Origin of the sequence: Actinokineospora baliensis, assembly GCF_016907695.1 — a bacterium.
Taxonomy (GTDB): Bacteria; Actinomycetota; Actinomycetes; order Mycobacteriales; family Pseudonocardiaceae; genus Actinokineospora; species Actinokineospora baliensis.
Genome location: NZ_JAFBCK010000001.1, coordinates 5,881,211 through 5,899,972 on the forward strand (window position 1 = coordinate 5,881,211; position 18,762 = coordinate 5,899,972).

The following is an 18,762-nucleotide window of genomic DNA, read 5'->3' on the forward strand; positions in this document are numbered from 1 at the left end:
GGATGGCCGATCCGCCGAGCGCGGCGCTCGCCGACCTCGATGCCCGGATCACCCGTTTCGACCAGGGCGGCGACCGGGCGGCGGTCCTCGACGCCGCGGCGCACCAGGCCGCGCTCGACCTGTACGGGGAGGTCGTGGCGGACCGGGTCGGCGGGGCCGGGGTCGTGCGGGTGCTCGGCCAGTGGTTCCTGCGACACCACGAGGCCCACCAGCCGGGGTCCGCGGCGTCGTCGCTGCGGGCGGCGCGGATGTGCGCTGGGCTGTTGCGCGACCTCGACGCCTCGGCGGTTCCCCCCGACCTGCATGAACTGCTCAACGGGCAACCCGATCGGGCAGCGGCGGCGCACGCCACGGCGGTGAGCCTGTTGGAGCAGTTCGAGGAGACCGGCGACCCGAGCCGGGTGGTCGCCGCGGGTGAGCTCCTGCGGTCGGTGCACGCGGATCTGCCCGACGACCACCGGCTGACCGAGGCCGCGGTCCAACTGTCGTCCGCACTGCTGACGGTAAACGCCGACCCGGCCGACGCCGACGTGCTCGTGAACGCGGGGCGGGCCGCGTTGCGCGCGGATCCCGGGTCCACGGACACGGTGAACGCGCTGGCCTGGGCGTTGCTCGTGCGCTACCAACTGGCAGGTGCCGCCGACGACCTGCGGGAGGCGCTCGAGCTGACCCAGCGGTACCTGCGGGACGAGCGCGGCGGGCTGGTGGCGCACGTGGCTGTGCAGCGCGCCGAGGCGTTGCGGATGCGGTACGAGAGCACGCACGTGACCGCGGACCTGGACCAGGCCGTCGAGCTGGCCAGGGCGGCGGTCGAGCTCACCCCGGACGGGCACCGGATCGCCGACCCGGTGCGCCAGGTCCTGGCGACCTGCCTGGTCCGCCGGATCGAGCACCTGGACCGGGCCGACGACTTGACCGAGGCGATCGCGCTGTGCGCCGCGATCCGACCCAGGACCGCCAAAGCCGGGCCGACCAAGGCGATGTGGCTGGCGACCGAGTCGGCGCTGTTGACCAGGCGCGGTCAGCGGTCCGGCGATCTGTCCGATGTGGACATCGCGGTGGCACTGGCCGAGGAGGCGCTCGCGCTGGGCGCGGAACTCATTGGTGTGCGGCCGATCGCGTTGACGAACCTGGGCAGCGCTCTGGCGTTGCGCTACATCCTGCGCGGTGACAGCACGGATCTGCCCCTGGCCATCAGCCGGGTGCGGGAGGCGATCGCGGCCACCCGGTCCGGGGACACGCGGCTGGCCGCCCTGCACGCCCAGCTGACGACGTTGAGTTCACTGGCCGCGGCGGACGGGCACCGCGGTACCGGCCTCGACGAGGCCATCCGACACGGTGAGCAGGCTCTGGCCCGGTTCGAACCCGGTCACGCGCAACGGATCACGGCGCTCAACGCGCTCGGCCAAGCGCACCGGCAGCGGTTCATGGCCGAGGGCACGACACCGGACCTGCTCAAGGCGATCGCACTGTGGCGGGAGGCCGCCGCGACGTCCACCGGGAACGCGGGAGCGCGGCTGGCGGCGGCGCGGGCGTGGCTGGGGTCGGCTTTGCGGCTGCGGGACCTGCCCGGGGCGAGCGAGGCGGCGACGGCGGCGATCCGGCTGCTGCCGATCGTGGCGGAGCGGGGTCTGGACCGGGCCGGGCAGGAGCGTCGACTGGCAGGCGTCGCCGGGCTGGCCGGTGAGGCGGCGGCCCTTGCGGTGCACATCGGGCGACCGGAGCACGCGGTCGAACTGGCCGAACAGGGGCGGACCGTGCTGTGGCGGCACGTGGTGCAGACCCGAGGTGATCTTTCGCCGTTGCGGGCGGTCGCCCCGGACCTGGCGGACCGGATGGAAGGCACCCGGCGGGCGCTGACGGCCGCTGCCGACGACCCGGGGGCGGCTGAGCGGCACCGCAGGCTGGCCGAGCGGTGGGGGCAGCTGCTGGCCGACGCGCGGCGGTTGCCCGGGTTGGGCACGTTCCTCGGGACGTCGTCGTTCGACGAGCTGCGGCTGGCGGCGACCGGCGGGACGGTGGTGCTGGTGAACCTCAGCCCCGCCCGGTGCGACGCGCTGCTGGTGCGGCCGGACGGCGTCCGGGTGGTGCCGTTGCCGTGGCTACGGCACGAAGATGCGCGCCGCAGGGCCGACGCGCTGCTCGGGGCGACGGTCGACCTGCGCCCGGCGCTCGTGTCGATGCTGCGGTGGTTGTGGGACACGACAGCGGGCCCGGTCGTCGCGGCACTCGACGAGCTGGACGGTCCGGTGCGGCACCGGGTGTGGTGGTGCCCGACCGGTCCGATGGCGATGCTGCCGCTGCACGCGGCTGGCCGGTACTCGACGTCGCAACGGGTCGCCCGGCGAACGGTGCCCGACCGGACCCTGTCGTCGTACACCACGGACCTGGGGGCGCTGATCCGCAGCCGACGCGCGCGTCCCCCGGTCTCCCCCCGCCTCCTGACCGTCGGCGTCGCGTCGCGCCCGGGCCGGGCGCCGTTGCCCGCGGTGCTAGACGAAGTGCGCCGGATCTCGGCGACGGTGCCCGGCACGACGACGCTCCTCGGCCCCGCGGCCACGCCCGAGGTGGTGCTGGCTGAATTGCCCGCGCACCCATGGGTCCACTTCGCCTGCCACGCGACGCAGAACCTCGACCACCCCGGGGAAAGCGCCCTGCACCTGCACAACGGCGACCTGACAGTGCTGCGGCTGGCCGCACACGACCTGACCAACGCCGAACTCGCCTACCTGTCGGCGTGTGACACCGCCGCGGGCGCGCTGACCTTGGCCGACGAGACGGTGCACCTGGCGGCGGCCCTGCAACTGGCGGGCTTCCGACACGTGATCGCCACCCAGTGGCCGGTGTCGGACACCGTGGCGGCCTCGGTCGCCGACTCGGTGTACCGGCGATTGCTGGTGAACGGCGGCCTTCGGGCGTCGGACGCCGCGCACGCCTTGGCGGAGACAACGGCCGAGCTGCGGGCCAAGTACCCGGACCAACCGGACACCTGGGCACCGTTCGTGCACATTGGTCCTTAGTAGACGGATACGGACGCGTGCGCCTCGACGAGTCGGTCGATGGTGAACCGGCGCTGCGGCATGAGCGGCCGCTCGGCGGCCCGGTCGAGGAGCCGCCCCTTGTCCACAACCACCCGCCCTGTCCACAGCCTCCAGCCTTAAGTTCCCGCCCCACCTCCGCCCGCCCGTAGGCTGTGCATTCGGGGGGACCTTCATCCGGTTTGATCTTGCCCGGCCGCTAGGCGGTGTGGACGGGTGCGCGCACCAACTCCTCGCCCGCGCTCGGTTGGCGGGTCCTACCAGGGGATTCCAGGGCGAAGATGGCCAGGGCGGCGCAGATCAGGACCAGGTTCTTGAGCACGAACTCGCCGGTGGTGGTGAGCAGGAGCGGGTTGTTGTCGTGGATGGCCATGGTCGGCGCCTGGATGAACACCAGGAACGTGCCGGTCAGGTGGGCGGCGACGGCGATGGGGGCCAGGCGGCGCGGGGTGCCCAGCAGGAGCAGCAGGCCCAGGGCGATCTCGGCCCACCCCAGCGCGGGGATCAGCCACGGCCCGTGGACCCACGGCATCGTCGCCCGGACCAGGTCGGCCACCGGGGACTGGCCGATGACCTTGAGGACGCCGAACCACAGGTAGACCAGGGCGAGGGAGATCCGCAGCGCGGGCAGCGCGAGACGTCCGGGGGACTCGGTTAAGCGGGTGAGGAGTGTCTTCATCGCGTTCCCCCTGTGGTCGGCCGGGCAGGTCGGTCCAGGGTAGGCGCTGGCGCGAGAGTTGGTCTAGACCATTGATCTTGTCGCGCGTTCACACTTCCACCGTCGAGATGGTGACCACAGTGGACAGTCAGGCGACGGCGGCGGCGATCTGGAGCAGGGCGGCGTCGCCGTGGGCACGGGCTTCCAGGCAGACGCCGACGGGGAGTCCGTCGGGGGTCGTGCCCGCGGGCAGGGAGATCATCGGGACGCCTGCGACCGTGCCGGGGGTGACGGTGCGGGTGACCGTCGGGAAGGTCGCGACCAGACGCCCGTTGAGGCTGATCAGGTCGTCGGCACCCAGCAGCGGGGGCGGGACCGGCGAGGTGGGCGAGAGGACGACGTCGACGCGGGTGAACACGTCGGCGTAGCGGCGGCGGAGGGTCCAGCGGTCGGCCCGCGCGGCCAGGTAGGCGTCCGCTGGCACCGGCGTGGCCATCTGTTCGACGAGCGAGCGGACGTCAGGCGAGGCGATGTGGTGGTGCCACAACTCGACGGGGTGGTCGATGCGCGATGCCAGCAGGCGCGGAGCCTCGTGGAAGACAAGGGTGTTTCCGTTGTGCGCCAAGGAGTCGAGGTCGGACAGGTCGAGGTCGACCAGCACGGCGCCCTTCTGTTCCACAGTGGATACGAACCGGGCGACGGCGTCCGCGATGTCCGGGTTGAGGTCGTCGAAGCGGTTGCGGGGCAGGCCGATGCGCAGCCCGGCGAGCCCGACCGGCGGGGTGGCCGGTTCACCGGTGATGAGCTCGTCGAGGAATTGGACGTCCTGCGGCGTGCGGGCGTGGATGCCGATGGTGTCGCGGGTGCTGGAGAGAGTGACGACGCCGTCGCCCGGGTACCGGCCGGTGGTGGGGCGGAATCCGACGACGCCGCAGAAGGACGCCGGGATCGTGACGGACCCGCCGGTGTCGGTGCCGAGCGCGAACGGCACCGCGCCCGAGGCGACGCTCGCCGCGCTGCCACCGCTGGAGCCACCAGCCGACCTGGTCGGATCGGCGGGGTTGCGGACGGGGCCGAAGGCGGCGTTGTTGCTCGTGATCCCGAAGGCCAACTCGTGCAGGTTGGTCTTGCCCAGGACGACAGCGCCCGCGTCGCGCAGGACGTCGACGACGGTGGCATCCACGTCGGCGGGAGTCGCGCGCAGGAGCCGACTACCAGCGGTTGTCGAGAACCCCAGGACGTCGATGTTGTCCTTCACCGAGAAGGGGATTCCCGCCAGCGGCCCACCACCGTGGGTGATGTCGGCGGCCACGGTGATCCAGGCGCCGTGGGCGGACCGCTCGGCGTCGGCACGGGTTTCGCGCAGGTGGTGGGCCCGGTCAGACGGGGTGAGCGCGAGCCAGTCGGTCAGTGTGGTGGGCACCTCGGCGAGTCCCTTCCCGGCGCGGGTCGAGGTGGCACCGTAAGTTCGGTGGGCGGACGGGTCAATGACCGTGCGCGAACACCGCTGTGCGGCCCGTGCACGTGGTCGGGCGGACACCCGGGGTGTCCGCTTGCTATTATTGGTCTATACCAAACCGGTCGCGGGTGGCTCGAGGACAGGACGCACATGGAGATCGTGATCGTTGCCGACCGCGACGCGGTCGGCGAGGTGGCCGCCGGGGCGATCGCCGACCTGGTCAGCGCCAAGCCCGACGCCCTGGTCGGGGTGGCGACCGGGTCCAGCCCGCTGCCGGTCTACGCCTCCCTCGCCCGCCGCGTGGCCGCCGGTGAGCTGGACGTGAGCCGGACCCGGGTCTGCCAGCTCGACGAGTACGTCGGCCTGCCCACCGGACACCCGGAGAGCTACCGCGCGGTCATCGAGCGGGAGGTGCTGACCCCGCTGGGCCTGACCACGGACTCCTTCCTCGGCCCGGACGGCGCCGCCGACGACCTGCCCGCCGCGTGCGCGGACTACGAGCGGGTGCTGCGGGAGGCGGGTGGGGTGGACCTGCAACTGCTGGGGATCGGGTCGGACGGGCACATCGGCTTCAACGAGCCGTGCTCGTCGTTCAGCTCGCGCACCAGGGTCAAGACCCTCACCCAGCGCACCCGCCTGGACAACGCCCGCTTCTTCGGCAGCCTCGACGAGGTGCCGTGGCACGTGGTGACGCAGGGCATCGCCACCATCAGCGACGCCCGCCACCTGGTCCTGGTGGCGACCGGCGAGTCCAAGGCAGAAGCCATCGCCCTGACCGTCGAGGGCCCCCTGGCCGCCGTCACCCCCGCCTCGGCCCTCCAACTCCACCCCCACGCGACCGTCATCGTCGACGAAGCGGCCGCCTCCCGCCTCAAGCACGCCGACTACTTCCGCTCCACCTTCGCCGCCAAGCCCACCTGGCAGAAGCTTTAACCCGAGAGCACCGCTCTCTTCCAAGAGCACCGCTCTCGCGGAGCGCTGGCCGCGAACGAGAGCAGTGCTCTCGATTCAGAGCACCGTTCACACCCCCGCAAGCCAGAGAGCGTCGTTCACAAACGAGAGCAGTGCTCTCGTTTGTGAGCGACGCTCTCTTCGTCGGCGATACGGGGGCGATGTGGCGCTCTCTATTCAGAGCATCGCTCTCTTTCGAGAGCAGTGCTCTGCGAGAGCGGTGCTCTCGAATGCGAGCGGCGGCTCCCGCGAAGCGCCGCTCTCCTTTGTGAGGTGGCTGGGTGGGCTCGATGGGGCGAACTTGTTTTGCGCGGGGCCCCTGCGCCAGTCGTGGCAGGACCGCAAAGCTGGGGCCGAAAAGCATGGCCCTGTCCGCGCAGAACGCTACGACTGCCGCCACCCCACGCAAAACAAGTCCGCCCCATCGAGCAGTTGGGTGGGCGGCTTCCGAGTGTCCAGTGGTTGCTTTGGGTGGGCTGGCTCGGTGGGCTGGGTTGGCGAGGCTAGCTCGGTGGGTCGGGCTGGCGGGGCTGGCTCGGTGGGCTGGGTTGGCGAGGCTAACTCGGTGGGTCGGGCTGGCGGGGTTGGCGGGGTTGACTCGGGGGGCTGAGGGAGAATCGGTGGCTTCCGGGAGCGGTGATGGGCCTCCGTGGGTGCTCTCCGAAGGAAGGAGGCTGCACATCGCTCCTTTGGAGAGCAGTGCTCTCGTTTGTGAGCAGTGATCTGGGCAGCTAGAAGCGGCGGATGATGCGCAGCGAGGTGGCGTAGGTGCCGGGTCCGTCCAGGGTGGAGGCTCCGCCGAGGTCGGAGAGGGTGGGGCCGTTGACCGTCTTTCTACTGGAGATGAAGCGGGGGTGGCCGTTGTCGTCTTGGCCCAGGTAGATGCCTACGTGGTCCAACTCGGCGGCGGGGTCTGGGTCGGCGTCGAAGCAGACGATGTCGCCGGGGGCGATGTTGGGGTGGGGCGGGGGTGCGGTGTCGTCGCGGTGGATCACGACGCCGGGGCCGGTGGGGCCGATGTCGCGGGAGCGGCGGGGCAGGGTCAGGCCGGTGAAGGTGGCGGGGTTGTCGTAGACCGCGGGGATGCCCAGGTGGTAGCCGAAGACCATGCGCACCATGCCCGAGCAGTCCAGCGTGCGCGCCCACTCCGGGCCGGGCGCGGGCTTGACCTCGCCGCTGGGGAAGGTCCACCCGATGCCCATGTACTCGTGGAAGTCCGCCCCCTCCACCCGCGTCCCGTCCGGGTTCAGCGGCCCGTAGCCCGACTCCCCCAGCACCTGCGCCCCGCCCTGCGCGGGCGAGTGGTACGCCGCCGCGCCCGTTTGGAGCATCGCGGCCAGGGCGAGCGCGTCCGGTGAGATGTCGGTCGGCCACGCCCGGACCCGTTGTTCCACATCCGGCGTCCAGGTCCCGCTGAAGGGCGCGGGCAGCAATCGCACCCACGTGTCGTGCGTGACGACCGGCGGCGCCGCCCAGAGCCCGCTGCCCGCGAACTCGTGCACGAACACCCGGCTCGGCACCGCCGTGCTGTTCTTCGACGCGATCGCGCGGACGCCCACCTTGCCCGCACCGAAAGTCGAGTCGTCCACGACGTGCGTCCACGTACCCGGCTCGGCCAGGTCGGACCGCCAGGCCCGCGTGCGCAGGGTGATCCCGGTCCGCTCCACCCGGATCCGCCACCGCTGACCAGCCGCGTACCCGGTGCCGACCTGAACCGCGGCGGCCAACGTGGTGACGACGTCGGCCTGCTCCTTCTCCACGCTCAGCCGCACTAGCCCGGCGGGGGTCACCGCGAGCCGGGCGCGGTAGTGGTTGTCGTACCCCTGGTAGGCGAAGGTCAGCGAGACCGAGGTGTCCGCACCCGCGGGCACCACCTCAAGGCTAACCAGCGCGGTCGCGGAGAAATCGGCGATGTCGGGGTCGTTGAGCGTAGCGAAGTAGCTGGAGTTGTTCTGCGACAACAGGATCACGCCGCTACTAGGCTCCGTGTGGTAGTTCGCCGGGGCGCCGTTGGCCGTGGTCCAGTTGCCGCCGCCGGGCGACATCCCCCAGTCGCCGGTGCGGGTTCGGGCGAAGGGGTCGACGAAGGGGCGCTTCTGCTCGGTGAACGAGCGGCGCGGGCCGCGAACGGTCACCGTCCGCGCGCCCGTGGTCAGGACCGCGAGAACCCCACGCGAGTCCGAAACCTGGGTGCGGGCAGGACTTCCCGGCAGGGCCTGGACCGTGAGCGCTTCCCGGACCGCGTCGGGGAACCAACCAGGGTCCCCGAACGCGATCAACCCCGGGATCCGCTCACGTGCGAACTCCACCCCGGTCGCGGCGGCAGCGGTGCCCGCCGTGGCAGCCGCCGCGCAGGCGGGTGCCGCACCGACCAACGGTACGGCGGCGGTCGTCGCGAGCGCGGCCAGCACGGATCTGCGGTTGAACGAAGGCATGGCGAACTCCCCAGTGAGTGGTGTCAGGCGGGCAACTCCCGCAGGGTCGATTCCAAGCGGGCCAACCACCCCGTGATCGTCGACTCGTCGAACAGGTCCGTCGAGTACTCCACGACCACCGACAGCGAGTCCTGCCCCGGCACGAGCACCACGTACAGCTCCGTCCTGGCCATCCCCGGGTGGGCGAGCGCGCGGATCGTGCACGAGGCGCCTGCGAGTGGCAGCGCGGCAGGCGGGGTGGTGACGATGGTGAAGTAGACGTCGGGGTGGGGGGTTTCGATGGTGATGGTGGGGTCGACCAGGCGCGAGACCTCCACCAGGGGCAGGTCTTGGTGGTCGAGGGCTCGGTAGATCGCGTCGCCGACGGTGGTGACGAGGGTGGCGAAGTCCGGGGTCAGCCGCGCGCGCAGCAGAACGCCCTCGCCGACGGAGCCGATCACCGGGTCGAGGTCGGGGTGCAGGCGGTTGGTGCTCGACGTGGCCATGACGATGTCGGTGCGGGCGGCGAGTTCGCCGATCCAGACGGCCACAGCGCTCGCCAGGACCACCGCCGGGGTGCTGCCGTGCGCGGTCGCGCGGTCACGCACAAAGGGCATGACGTCGTCGATGTCCACATGGGAGAGACCACCACGGCCGGACAAGGTGCCGCTGCGCGGGCGGTCGGTCGGCAAGCCGACGCGCAGCGGGACATCGGCCAACTCCGTGCGCCAGAAGCGTTCCAGCTCGTTTCGCCGACGATCCGCGTCGGCCTGCCTCGCCGCCATCACCTCCAGGTACGCGGGCGCCGGGTCCAACGACTCCCCCGCGTACAGCGCCGCGAGCTCACGCCACATCACGCCGTGCGACCAGGCGTCGCTGATGCAGTGGTGCACGGCGACCATCAGCGTCCACCGATCGGCCAGCCTGCCGAGGCCGAACCGGAACAGCGGCGCCGACATCAGGTCGAACGAGGTGTCGGCGACCTCGCGGCACCACCGGTCGAGGTCGTCCGAGGAGTCGAACTCGAGCACGGGTACCGCGACCGGCACCGCGTCGAGCACCACGACCTCCCCGCCCGCGACCGGCCGCAGCCGGAACGCCTGGTGCCGGGCGACCACCTCTTCGATGGCTCTGATCAGCGCGGGAACGTCCAGGTGGCCGGTGATGTCGACGCGGGAGGCGATGGTGAACACCGCCGGGTTCCCCACCACCTGGCCCTTGCGCCACATCCGCCACATCGGCGCTGGCATCGGCCGGGTGTCCACACGCGACAGCAGGCCCGCCACAGCGCGGATGGTCGGGTTGCGGAAGAACTCGGTCATCGACAGCCGGACGTCGTGGTCGCGGGCGAGCCGGTTGACCAGCCGGACCGCGCCGAGCGAGTGGCCGCCGAGCTCGAAGAACGACCGCGTGACCGGCACCGCCGACACGCCGAGCTCGGCGCACCAGGCGTCGTGCAGCGACCGCTCCAGCTCGGTCTCCGGGGTGTCGGCGGCCACCGCCTCGGTCGAGGGGGCGGGTAGCCGCGCGTGGTCGAGTTTGCCGTTCACCGTGAACGGCAACCGGTCCAGCCGCACCCACTGGCGCGGAACGAGGTACTCGGGCAGCGACTCGCCCAGTCGGCTCTCCAGTTCCTTGATGGACAGTGTCGTCGGGACCACGTACGCGACGAGTTCCCGCTCCCCGTGCGCGTCCCGCCGGACCACCACCGCGGCGTCGCGCACCCCGGACAGGCCCGCCAGCACCACTTCCACCTCCGCGGGCTCCACCCGGTGCCCGCGGATCTTCACCTGCCCGTCGCGCCTGCCGACGTACTCGACCACCCCGTCCGACCGCCACCGGCCCAGGTCGCCGGTCCGGTACGCACCCTCCACAAAGGCCGGTGAGTCGACCCCGAGGTACCCGTCGGCCACCGCGAACCCGCCGACTTCGAGCTCCCCGACCGCCCCCACCGGCACGTCGTGCCCGCGCGGGTCGACCACGCGGATCCGCACCCCGGGGATCGGCCCGCCGATCGCGGGCCGGGCCGGGCCCGCGATGTCCACCCGGTGCGAGGTGACGATGATCGAGGTCTCTGTCGGCCCGTACTGGTTGTACAGCAAGCGATCCGACCGCTCGCCAAAGAACTCGCGCAGGGCCGGGGTCAGCACCAACTGCTCCCCCGCCGAGAACACCTCGCGCAGCGACGGCAGCGACGGCCCGGATTCCACCAGGTACTTCAACGGCGTGTACGGCAGGAAGAGCCGCTCGACCGCGTGCTCGGCGACCACAGCGGCCAAGTCGTGCCGGTCCTGCTCGTCCACCAGGACCAGCGCGGCACCAGAAGCGAGCGTGGTGAACACCTCCTGCACGCTGACGTCGAATGACAGCGACGTCCACTGCGCGGTCCTCGCGGGCTTGAACGTCTCCAGGTGCCACCGGATCAGGTTCACCGGTCCGCGGTGCGGCACGACCACGCCCTTGGGCCGCCCGGACGACCCGGAGGTGTAGATGCAGTACGCCGGATCCAGCGGGCTGACAACGGGCAGCTCGCCGACCGGTCCGTCCACAATGTCCTCGACGAACACCACCCGCTCTGCGGCCAACCCGGGGTGCGCCGCCAGCGTGGTCCGGTCGGTGACCAGCACCAGCGCTCCGCTGTCGGCGACGAGCATGCTCAACCGCGCGGTCGGCAGGGCAGGATCCAGCGGCAGGTAGGCCGATCCGCTCTTGAGCACACCCAACACCGCCGAGATCAGCTCGGGCCCCCTGGGCAGCAGCACCGCCACGAACCGGCCGCTCACCCGGTGCGCCACCTGCGCGGCCCGCGTGTCCAGCTCCCGGTAGGTGATCTCGCGGTCGCCCGCCACCAACGCCACCGCGCCCGGTGTCCGCGCGACCTGCCGCTCCACCAACTGGTGCAGGCACAGATCCGGCTCCGGCGCCCACGCGCCCTGCCACCGCTCGACCAGCGCTTGGTCACTGGGCACCATCGAGGTGAGCGCGGAAACGGCCGCGTCGGAGTCGCGGATCGCCGCTCGCAGGACCTGTTCGAGGTAGCCGAGCAGCCGCGCGACGGTCGACTCGTCGAACAGCGCGGTGTCGTACTCGACCATGCAGCGCAGCCCGTCGCGGTGCTGGGTGAAGTACAGGGTCAGGTCGAATGGTGCGCGGTCGCTGGGCACGTCCAGCAGCCGGGCGGTCAGCTCCGGCGGCGCGAACTGCACCCCCGCCTCGTTCTCGAACTCCACCATCACCTGGAACAGCGGGTTCGCGCCGGGGTCGCGGTCGGGGTTGATCGCGGCGACCAGCTCGTCGAACTGCGCGGCCCGGTGGTCGTACGCATCTGCCGTCCGGGTCCTGACCTGCTGCAACAAGGATCCGAACGACGGGTCGCCGGACAGGTCGGTGCGCAGCACGACGGTGTCGAGGAACAGGCCGACCTCGTTCTCGGCGCCGAGCGGTCGGTTGGCCACCGGGGTGCCGACGACGACGTCGGTCTGACCGCCGAAGCGCCCCAGCACCACCGCCACCGCGCCGAGGACGGCCATGAACGGCGTGGCCCGGTGCCGGGCGCCGACCTCGCCGAGCCCGGTGCGCACGTCACCGCCGAACTCCCAGGTCAGCGACGCGCCCTCGCCGGTACGGGTCGCCGGACGGGGCCGGTCGCCCAGCAGCGGGGCCTGCGGCAGGTCCGCGAGTTCACCGCGCCAGAACTCCAGGTCCCGCTCGACCGCCTCCTGGTCGACGACCTCGGGTTCGCGGATCCGCAGCGGCGGCAACGCGGGCGGGTGCGGCCAGGACCGGTAGGCGGCGGCGATGTCCTGGACCAGCACAGCGGTCGACGACGAGTCGAAGACGATGTGGTGGGCCAGCATGAAAAGCAGGTGCCGGTCGTCCCCGAGCCGGGCGAGGCGGGCGGTCACCAGCGGGGCCTCGGTGAGGTCGAAGGTCTGTTCGGTCGCACCGGCGAGCAGTTCCTGGATGACCGCGTGCGGGTCGCCGCCGATCCGGTCCACCACAGGGCAGTCGAGGTCGACCGACGCGAGCGGGACGCGCCGGGGCTGCCCGTCGCGTTCCTCGAACACGACCCGCAGCTCGGGTTGCCGGTTGACCGCCCACCGCAGCGCACCGGTGAACGCGGCCACGTCGAGCGGACCTTCGAGGAGTATGCCCTTCGGTTCGTGGTAGGTGGTTTGCCCCGGGTGCAGGCGTTCCAGCAACCAGATCCGCAACTGCGCGGGCGACAGCGGCAGGTCCCGCTCCTGGTAGCGCTGGCGGAGTCCATTGAGGAGCGGGAGGGAGTCGAGCACGCGGTCAGCGGGTACGCCGAAGTCGACGAACGCCGCGATCTCGTCAGCGCCCGCGGCCACCAGCCGGTCGACGACGCCTGCGGCGGTGGCGGGACTTCCGATGAGCGCACGGGATTCGCAGTAGCGGCGGTACGCCTGTTCCAGCATGAACTCGACGTCGTCAGCCGGTGTGTTGTCCAGGTCGATGTCCAGCCCGAGGCTGTTGGTCACCTGGTCGAACAGCGACAGCGACGACCGCAGGTAATCGTTGAACGGCTGGTACGCCTCGGCGCGGGCTTGGTCGGCGTCGGCACCCAGGTAGGTGTGCACCAGGACCACGACGCGACCAGCCGCGGGGTCGAGGCCGTGCTCGGCGCGGGTCCGCCGGTAGAGCGCGATGTTCTCGGCGAGCTGGTCCAGGCTCTGCGCCATCAGGTTGGTGACCACCCCCAGACCTTCTCGGGCGGCGCGCCGGTAGCTCTCCGGGTTGCCGACCACCGCGACGTACAGCGGCGGCATGGGCTGGATCGGCCTGGGGTGTAGACGTACCTCTATCGCGTCGCCGGATCCGGAGGTCGCCTTGACCGCGGCCCCGGTCCACAGTTGACGGACGGTCTCCAGCTGGTCGTACACGAGTTCGCGGTGGCGGCCGAAGTTCTCCGGTGCCAAAGCGAAATCACCGGCGTGCCACCCGCTCGCCACGCACAGACCCACTCGACCACCCGAGATGTTGTCCACAACGGACCATTCCTCGGCGACCCGGATCGGGTTGTGCAGCGGCAGCACGACGGATCCCGCGTGCAGGCGGATGCTGGTGGTGCGCGCGGCGAGGGAGGCGGCGAGGACCGACGGGTTGGGGAACAGCGCGCCGAAGGAGTGGAAGTGCCGCTCGGGCAACCACACCGCGTGGAAGCCGTGCTCGTCGCCGAACTCCGTGGCGGCGTTGATCAGCCGGTACTTGTCGGCGCTCTGGTTCTCGGGGTAGTCACCGAAGAAGTAGAGGCTGAAGTCGCAGCGCGCGGTCGACGGGAGAACCGGCTGCGGCGCGGGCCGAACAGCAGCGGTGGTCGGCTCCTGAACCGGCACCGCGGCCCGAACCGGGGCAGTGAGCTGCGGTGGCGTGAGAGGCTGCGGTGCCGCGACGGGCTGGGGAGCGCCGGACAGCAGCGCGAACTGGCGCTCCATCAGATCGACGAGGCGCTCGCTCACCCGCAACTGGTGGCTCACCACCTCCCGCAGCCCCTCCGGCACCTCGACAGTCGACACCGGAGCAGCGACGGGGGGAACCACAGCGGCGACAGGTACCTGCTTGGGTGTGACGAGCGCGGCCAGCTTGCCGGGGGTGTCCACGTCGGCGAACAGGTCGCGGACGGGCACGCGCAAGTCGAACACCCGCTCGAGCTCCCTGGTCAACCCCATGAGCGACAACGAGTCGGCGCCCATCTCCAGGAAGGAGCGGTCCGGCGACACCGCGTCCGGTTCGACTCCGAGGGCCTTCGCCACGAGGTCACGAACCCCGCTGAGCGCCGCGGGCGCCCCCTGCTGGACCACGGGCAAGGGAACCTCCTGCACGGTGTCGACCAGGATCACGGTGTCGACCGGAACCGGGGCACCAACCGGGAAAACGGTTCGGGCGAACGGGTACCCGGGCAACGGAACCCGCTGGCCGTCGGTGATCGGGCGCCAGTCGATGTCCACTCCTCTGAGGTAGAGCGCGCCGACGGCCTCGCACAGCGCGGTGATCGGGTCGACCCCGTGCCGCTGGGTCGGCAGCCACCTGCCATGCGCGGCCGTGGCGGCGAGGACTCCGCCGGGGCCGACCTCCAGCCAGTCCCGACCGGGCTGGTCGGACACGACGAGGTCGAACCGGACCGCTTCCCTGGCCTGGCGCACCAGGTAGTCGGCGTCCGGCCGCCAGCTGCGTGGCCGCGACCGCCCGTCGAGCCCGCTCAGCAGCGGTGTGCGGATCGGGTGCGTCGGGGTGGGGGCGGCGAGCTCGCGCAACGCCTCCAGCGCCGGGTCCAGCGCACTGGTGTGAAACGCCCGGTCGACGGCGAGCCTGCGGTGGCGAACGCCGCTGAGCAACTGCTCAGCCCGCTCCAACCCGGCCACCGAGCCCGCGAGGACAACGGAATCGGGTGCGTTGATCGCCGCGACCTCGACGCCCGCCGCTTCCGCAAGCCGCTGCGCCGCCTCAAGGTCCATGCGCACGGCGAGCATTCCGCCCTCGGGCAGCCGCGCGAACTCACGCCCACGCGCCGCGGTGAGCCGCACCCCGTCCGCGAGGTCGATTCCGCCCGCGACGCAGAGCGCCGCGTACTCGCCGAGACTGTGCCCCGCGACGATGTCGGGGTGCACGCCCAGGCTCTCCCACAGGCGCGCTAGGGCAACCTCGAACACGAACAGGGCGGGTTGCGCCAGTTCCGTCGGCCACACCTCGGTGCCATTGCCGGTGAGCATCGGGGCGACCACACCCGGTTCGACCTGTTCGCACTCGTCGAGCACGTCACGGAAGACGCGGAAGGCGTGGTAGAGGTCGCGGGCCATGCCTCTACGGGCGCTGCCCTGGCCGGAGAACGCGAACACCAACTCCGTCCCCGGTGTCGCGTCCGCCGGTTCGCGCGACGCCGCCAACTCGGCTGCGGTTGAGCCGATCAGGACGGCTCGGTGGCTGTGGTGGCCGCGGCCGATCGCCATGGTGGCCGCGACGTCGTCCGCCCGCAGGTCGGGGTTGGCCGCGAGATGCGCCCGCAATCGCTGCAGCGCCTCGTCGAGCCCGCGCTGGTCACGCCCTGAGACGGGGACCACGACAGACCGGTCACCGCTCGGTCGCGAGAGCCCCACGGGTGCCTCTTCGAGGATGACGTGGGCGTTGGTGCCACCGACGCCGAGCGCGCTCACCCCAGCCCGCAACGGTCCGTCCGCGGTCAACGGGCGCACGGAGGTGGCCAGCTCGAACGGGCTGCCGTCGAGCGGCAGGGCCGGGTTCGGGGTGGTAAGACCGGCGGTGGGGACGACCTCCCGGTGCCGCAGCACCAGGACGGTCTTGATCAGGCCTGCCATACCCGCGCAGCTGTCGAGGTGACCGACGTTGCCCTTCACCGAACCCAAGGCGCACCCGCTGGCGCCGTCGGCACCCAGGGCCCGGGACAGCGCGGTGAACTCGACCGGGTCGCCCAGTTCGGTCCCGGTGCCATGTGCCTCCACATAGGACAGGGACGATCCTGGCACACCTGCCTTGCGCAGGGCTCGGCGAATGACGTCGACCTGGCCCGTGACGCTGGGAGCGGCGAAGCCGACCTTGCCCGCGCCGTCGTTGTTGATGGCGGAGCCGAGGATCACCGCGTGCACGGTGTCGCCGTCGGCCAGGGCCCGGTCCAGCCGCTTGAGCAGCACGGCGGCGACCCCGTTGCCGCCGACGGTGCCGTCGGCCTTGGCGTCGAACGGGAGGCAGTTGCCGGTCGCGGACAGGATGGATCCCCTCTGGTGCAGGTATCCCGCCTCCTGGTGCGGGAACACCGCCGCGGCTCCCGCCAGCGCGAGGTCGGTCTCACCCGCGAGAAGCGCCTGGGACGCCAGGTGGATGGCGACCAGGGAGGTCGAACACGCGGTCTGCACGGCGATCGCCGGTCCGGTGAGACCAAGTCGGTAGGCGACGCGGGTGGCCAGGAAATCCGGCTGCGACCCCAGCGTGGCCTGCATGGCATCGTCCGGGTGGACGGCGGCGGGACCGCTTTGGTGGCCGTAGAGGTTCATGCCGGAGCCCGCGTACACGCCCACCGCCGTGCCGGGTTCGGTCGTCGCGTAGCCACCGTCTTCAAGGGCGTGGTAGCAGCACTGGAGGAACAGACGTTGCGCCGGATCGGTGAGCCGAGCCTCTTGGGGCGTCATCCCGAAGAACTCGGCGTCGAACGCGTCGAGGTCGTCGATCGCACCGATGGCGGGCACCCGGGTCGGGTCGGCGATCCGCTGCGGTGCGACACCGGCCGCTGCCGCCTCGGCGTCGGTGAACCGGCGGATGGCGCTGGTGCCCGACCTCAGCACCTGCCAGAACTCCTCGGGCGTTGCCGCGCCGGGGAAGCGCAGTGCCATCCCGACGACGGCAATCCGGTTGTCCTCAGCGGGCGCGGTGGCCTGCGGCGGGACCACAGTGGACTCACCTGCGGTCAGGTGCTCGACGAGCGCGGCGGTGGACGGGTACTCGAAGAACACCGTGTGCGGGATCGTCCGCCCGAGTTCGCGTTCGAGCCGGGTCCGCAACCGCACGACGGCGACCGAGGTCAAACCCGCTTCGTAGAAGGGCTTCTCGTCGGGCACCGGGTGCCCGACGACCTCGGCGACAGCCCGGGCGACGACCGCAGCGACGTCAAGTGGGGTGTCGAGCGCGGCGATCAGCCGATCGCGCAGTTCGCCGCGGCGGACCTTGCCCGACGGGGTGCGCGGGAAGTCCTCAGCTGCCATCGGCACGATGTGGCCCGCGGTGAGGTGGAGTCCACTGTAGAGCGCCTTGCGGATCGCGCCCTCAACGCCCGCCCCGCCGGTGTGGAACACGGCCAGGGTCTCGGTTCCGGTCGCGGCGTCGGGGATCCCGCAGACGGCGACGGCACCGGCGCCGGGCACCGCGAGGACCGCCTCCTCGATGACGTGCGCGAAGTGGTTGGCCCCGTTGAGGACGATGACGTCCTGGGTGCGGCCGGTGATCACCAGTTGGCCGTGGGCGAGGAACGCCATGTCGCCGGTGTCGAACCAGCCGTCGGCGTCGACCACCGGAGCCGGATCGCCGTGGTAGCCCGGGGTGATCCGGGGTGACCGGATCCGCAGCCGCCCGATCCGGTCGACGACGGGGGTTCCGTCGTGGTCGACGACCAGCAGTTCGGTCTCCGGCGCGGGCGGCCCGACGGCGACGAAGGTGACGCTGTCCTCGGCGGTCGTCGCGGGCACGAGGTCGCCGCCGAGGCTGGACTTGGCGATGTGGTGCACCGAGCCGGGGTCCGTCCACCGGCCGAAGGTGATGGCCGTGACGGTCTCGGCCATCCCCCACGACGGGCGCACCGCCGCGGGCTCGATCCCGGTGGCGTCGAGGAAGCTCTCCACGACCGGCACGGTGACCTGCTCACCGCCGCACAGCACGGTCCGCACCGCGGAGAAGTCCCTGCTCCCCCGAGGCGCGTCGGCGGCGAGCCGGAAGCCGAACGTGGGCGACCAGGTGTGGTTGACCTGGTGCGACTCCAGCAGGTCCAGCCACCGGCCCGGCTCGTCGACGACGTACCCGGTCGGCGCGTGGACGTTGGTGAGGCCCGCGAACACCGGCAGCCAGTGGTAGATCAGCAGCGCTCCGCTGTGGTCGACGGGCAGCCAGTTCAGGCACACCTCGTCCGGGCGGAAGTCCAGGATCCGCTGGGAACTCGTGGCGAACTTGAGCAGTCCGCGCCCGGTCAACCGGGCGGCCTTGGGCGCGCCGGTGCTCCCCGACGACAGCATGAGCAGCACGTCGCCGTCCGCCGCCGCGACCAGTTCGTCCGGTTCCCCAGTGCTCAACTGCTCCACAGTGGACACCCGCGCGCCCGCCATGGCCGGGATCGGTCCGGCGGCGACGACGAGGGGTTCACCGAGCAGCCGCCAGGTGTGCCGGAGCCGGTCGAGCGCCCCGGACTCCGGCGGTTCGGCGATGGCCGCCGGGACGATGCCGCCCAACACGCAGGCCCACAGCGCCGGGAAGAAGTCCTGCAGGGGCAACCCGCACAGCACGACGTGATCACCCTGACCGACACCACGGGCGCGCAGGCCACCGAGCAGGACCTGGGCCCGGCGCAGCAGCTCCGGGTAGGTGGTCAGCGCACTGGACCCGTCCGGCCGCACGGTCACCACACCGGCGTGCGGCCAGGTCCGCGCGGCCCGCAGCAGCGCCCCCGCGACCGTGGTCGGCTCGGCGTCGCCCGCCCGCTCAGGCTGGTCCCCCATGTCTGCCCCT

General features: G+C 71.8%; 6 protein-coding genes. 2 read left to right on the plus strand and 4 right to left on the minus strand.

The genetic code is table 11. The features are described 5' to 3' along the window. Window positions 1-2 precede the first annotated feature (2 nt). Window positions 3-3,020: a CHAT domain-containing protein gene (locus tag JOD54_RS26210; RefSeq protein ID WP_204454198.1), complete on the plus strand. Its 3,018-nt coding sequence runs from the start codon at window positions 3-5 to the stop codon at window positions 3,018-3,020. Window positions 3,021-3,237: 217 nt separating this feature from the next. On the opposite strand, the gene JOD54_RS26215 is transcribed toward JOD54_RS26210, so the two are convergent. Then, on the minus strand, window positions 3,238-3,717 hold the full coding sequence (locus JOD54_RS26215; protein WP_204454200.1) for a DoxX family membrane protein: 480 nt from the start codon (window positions 3,715-3,717) through the stop codon (window positions 3,238-3,240). Window positions 3,718-3,844: 127 nt separating this feature from the next. After that, window positions 3,845-5,119, minus strand: coding sequence for an amidase family protein (locus JOD54_RS26220; RefSeq protein ID WP_204454202.1), 1,275 nt, complete (start codon window positions 5,117-5,119; stop codon window positions 3,845-3,847). A 186-nt stretch (window positions 5,120-5,305) separates the two neighbouring features. Here JOD54_RS26220 and nagB point away from each other — a divergent pair, with 186 nt between their 5' ends. Further along, window positions 5,306-6,088 (plus strand): glucosamine-6-phosphate deaminase, encoded by a 783-nt coding sequence (gene nagB, locus JOD54_RS26225; protein WP_204454204.1) that lies wholly within the window; start codon window positions 5,306-5,308, stop codon window positions 6,086-6,088. 749 nt (window positions 6,089-6,837) lie between these two features. Here nagB and JOD54_RS26230 read toward each other — a convergent pair. Further along, a complete protein-coding gene (locus JOD54_RS26230; RefSeq protein ID WP_204454207.1) occupies window positions 6,838-8,541 on the minus strand; it encodes an NlpC/P60 family protein in 1,704 nt (567 codons plus the stop codon). 23 nt (window positions 8,542-8,564) lie between these two features. Then, window positions 8,565-18,752 (minus strand): non-ribosomal peptide synthetase/type I polyketide synthase, encoded by a 10,188-nt coding sequence (locus tag JOD54_RS26235; protein WP_204454209.1) that lies wholly within the window; start codon window positions 18,750-18,752, stop codon window positions 8,565-8,567. Between the last annotated feature and the right edge of the window lie 10 nt (window positions 18,753-18,762).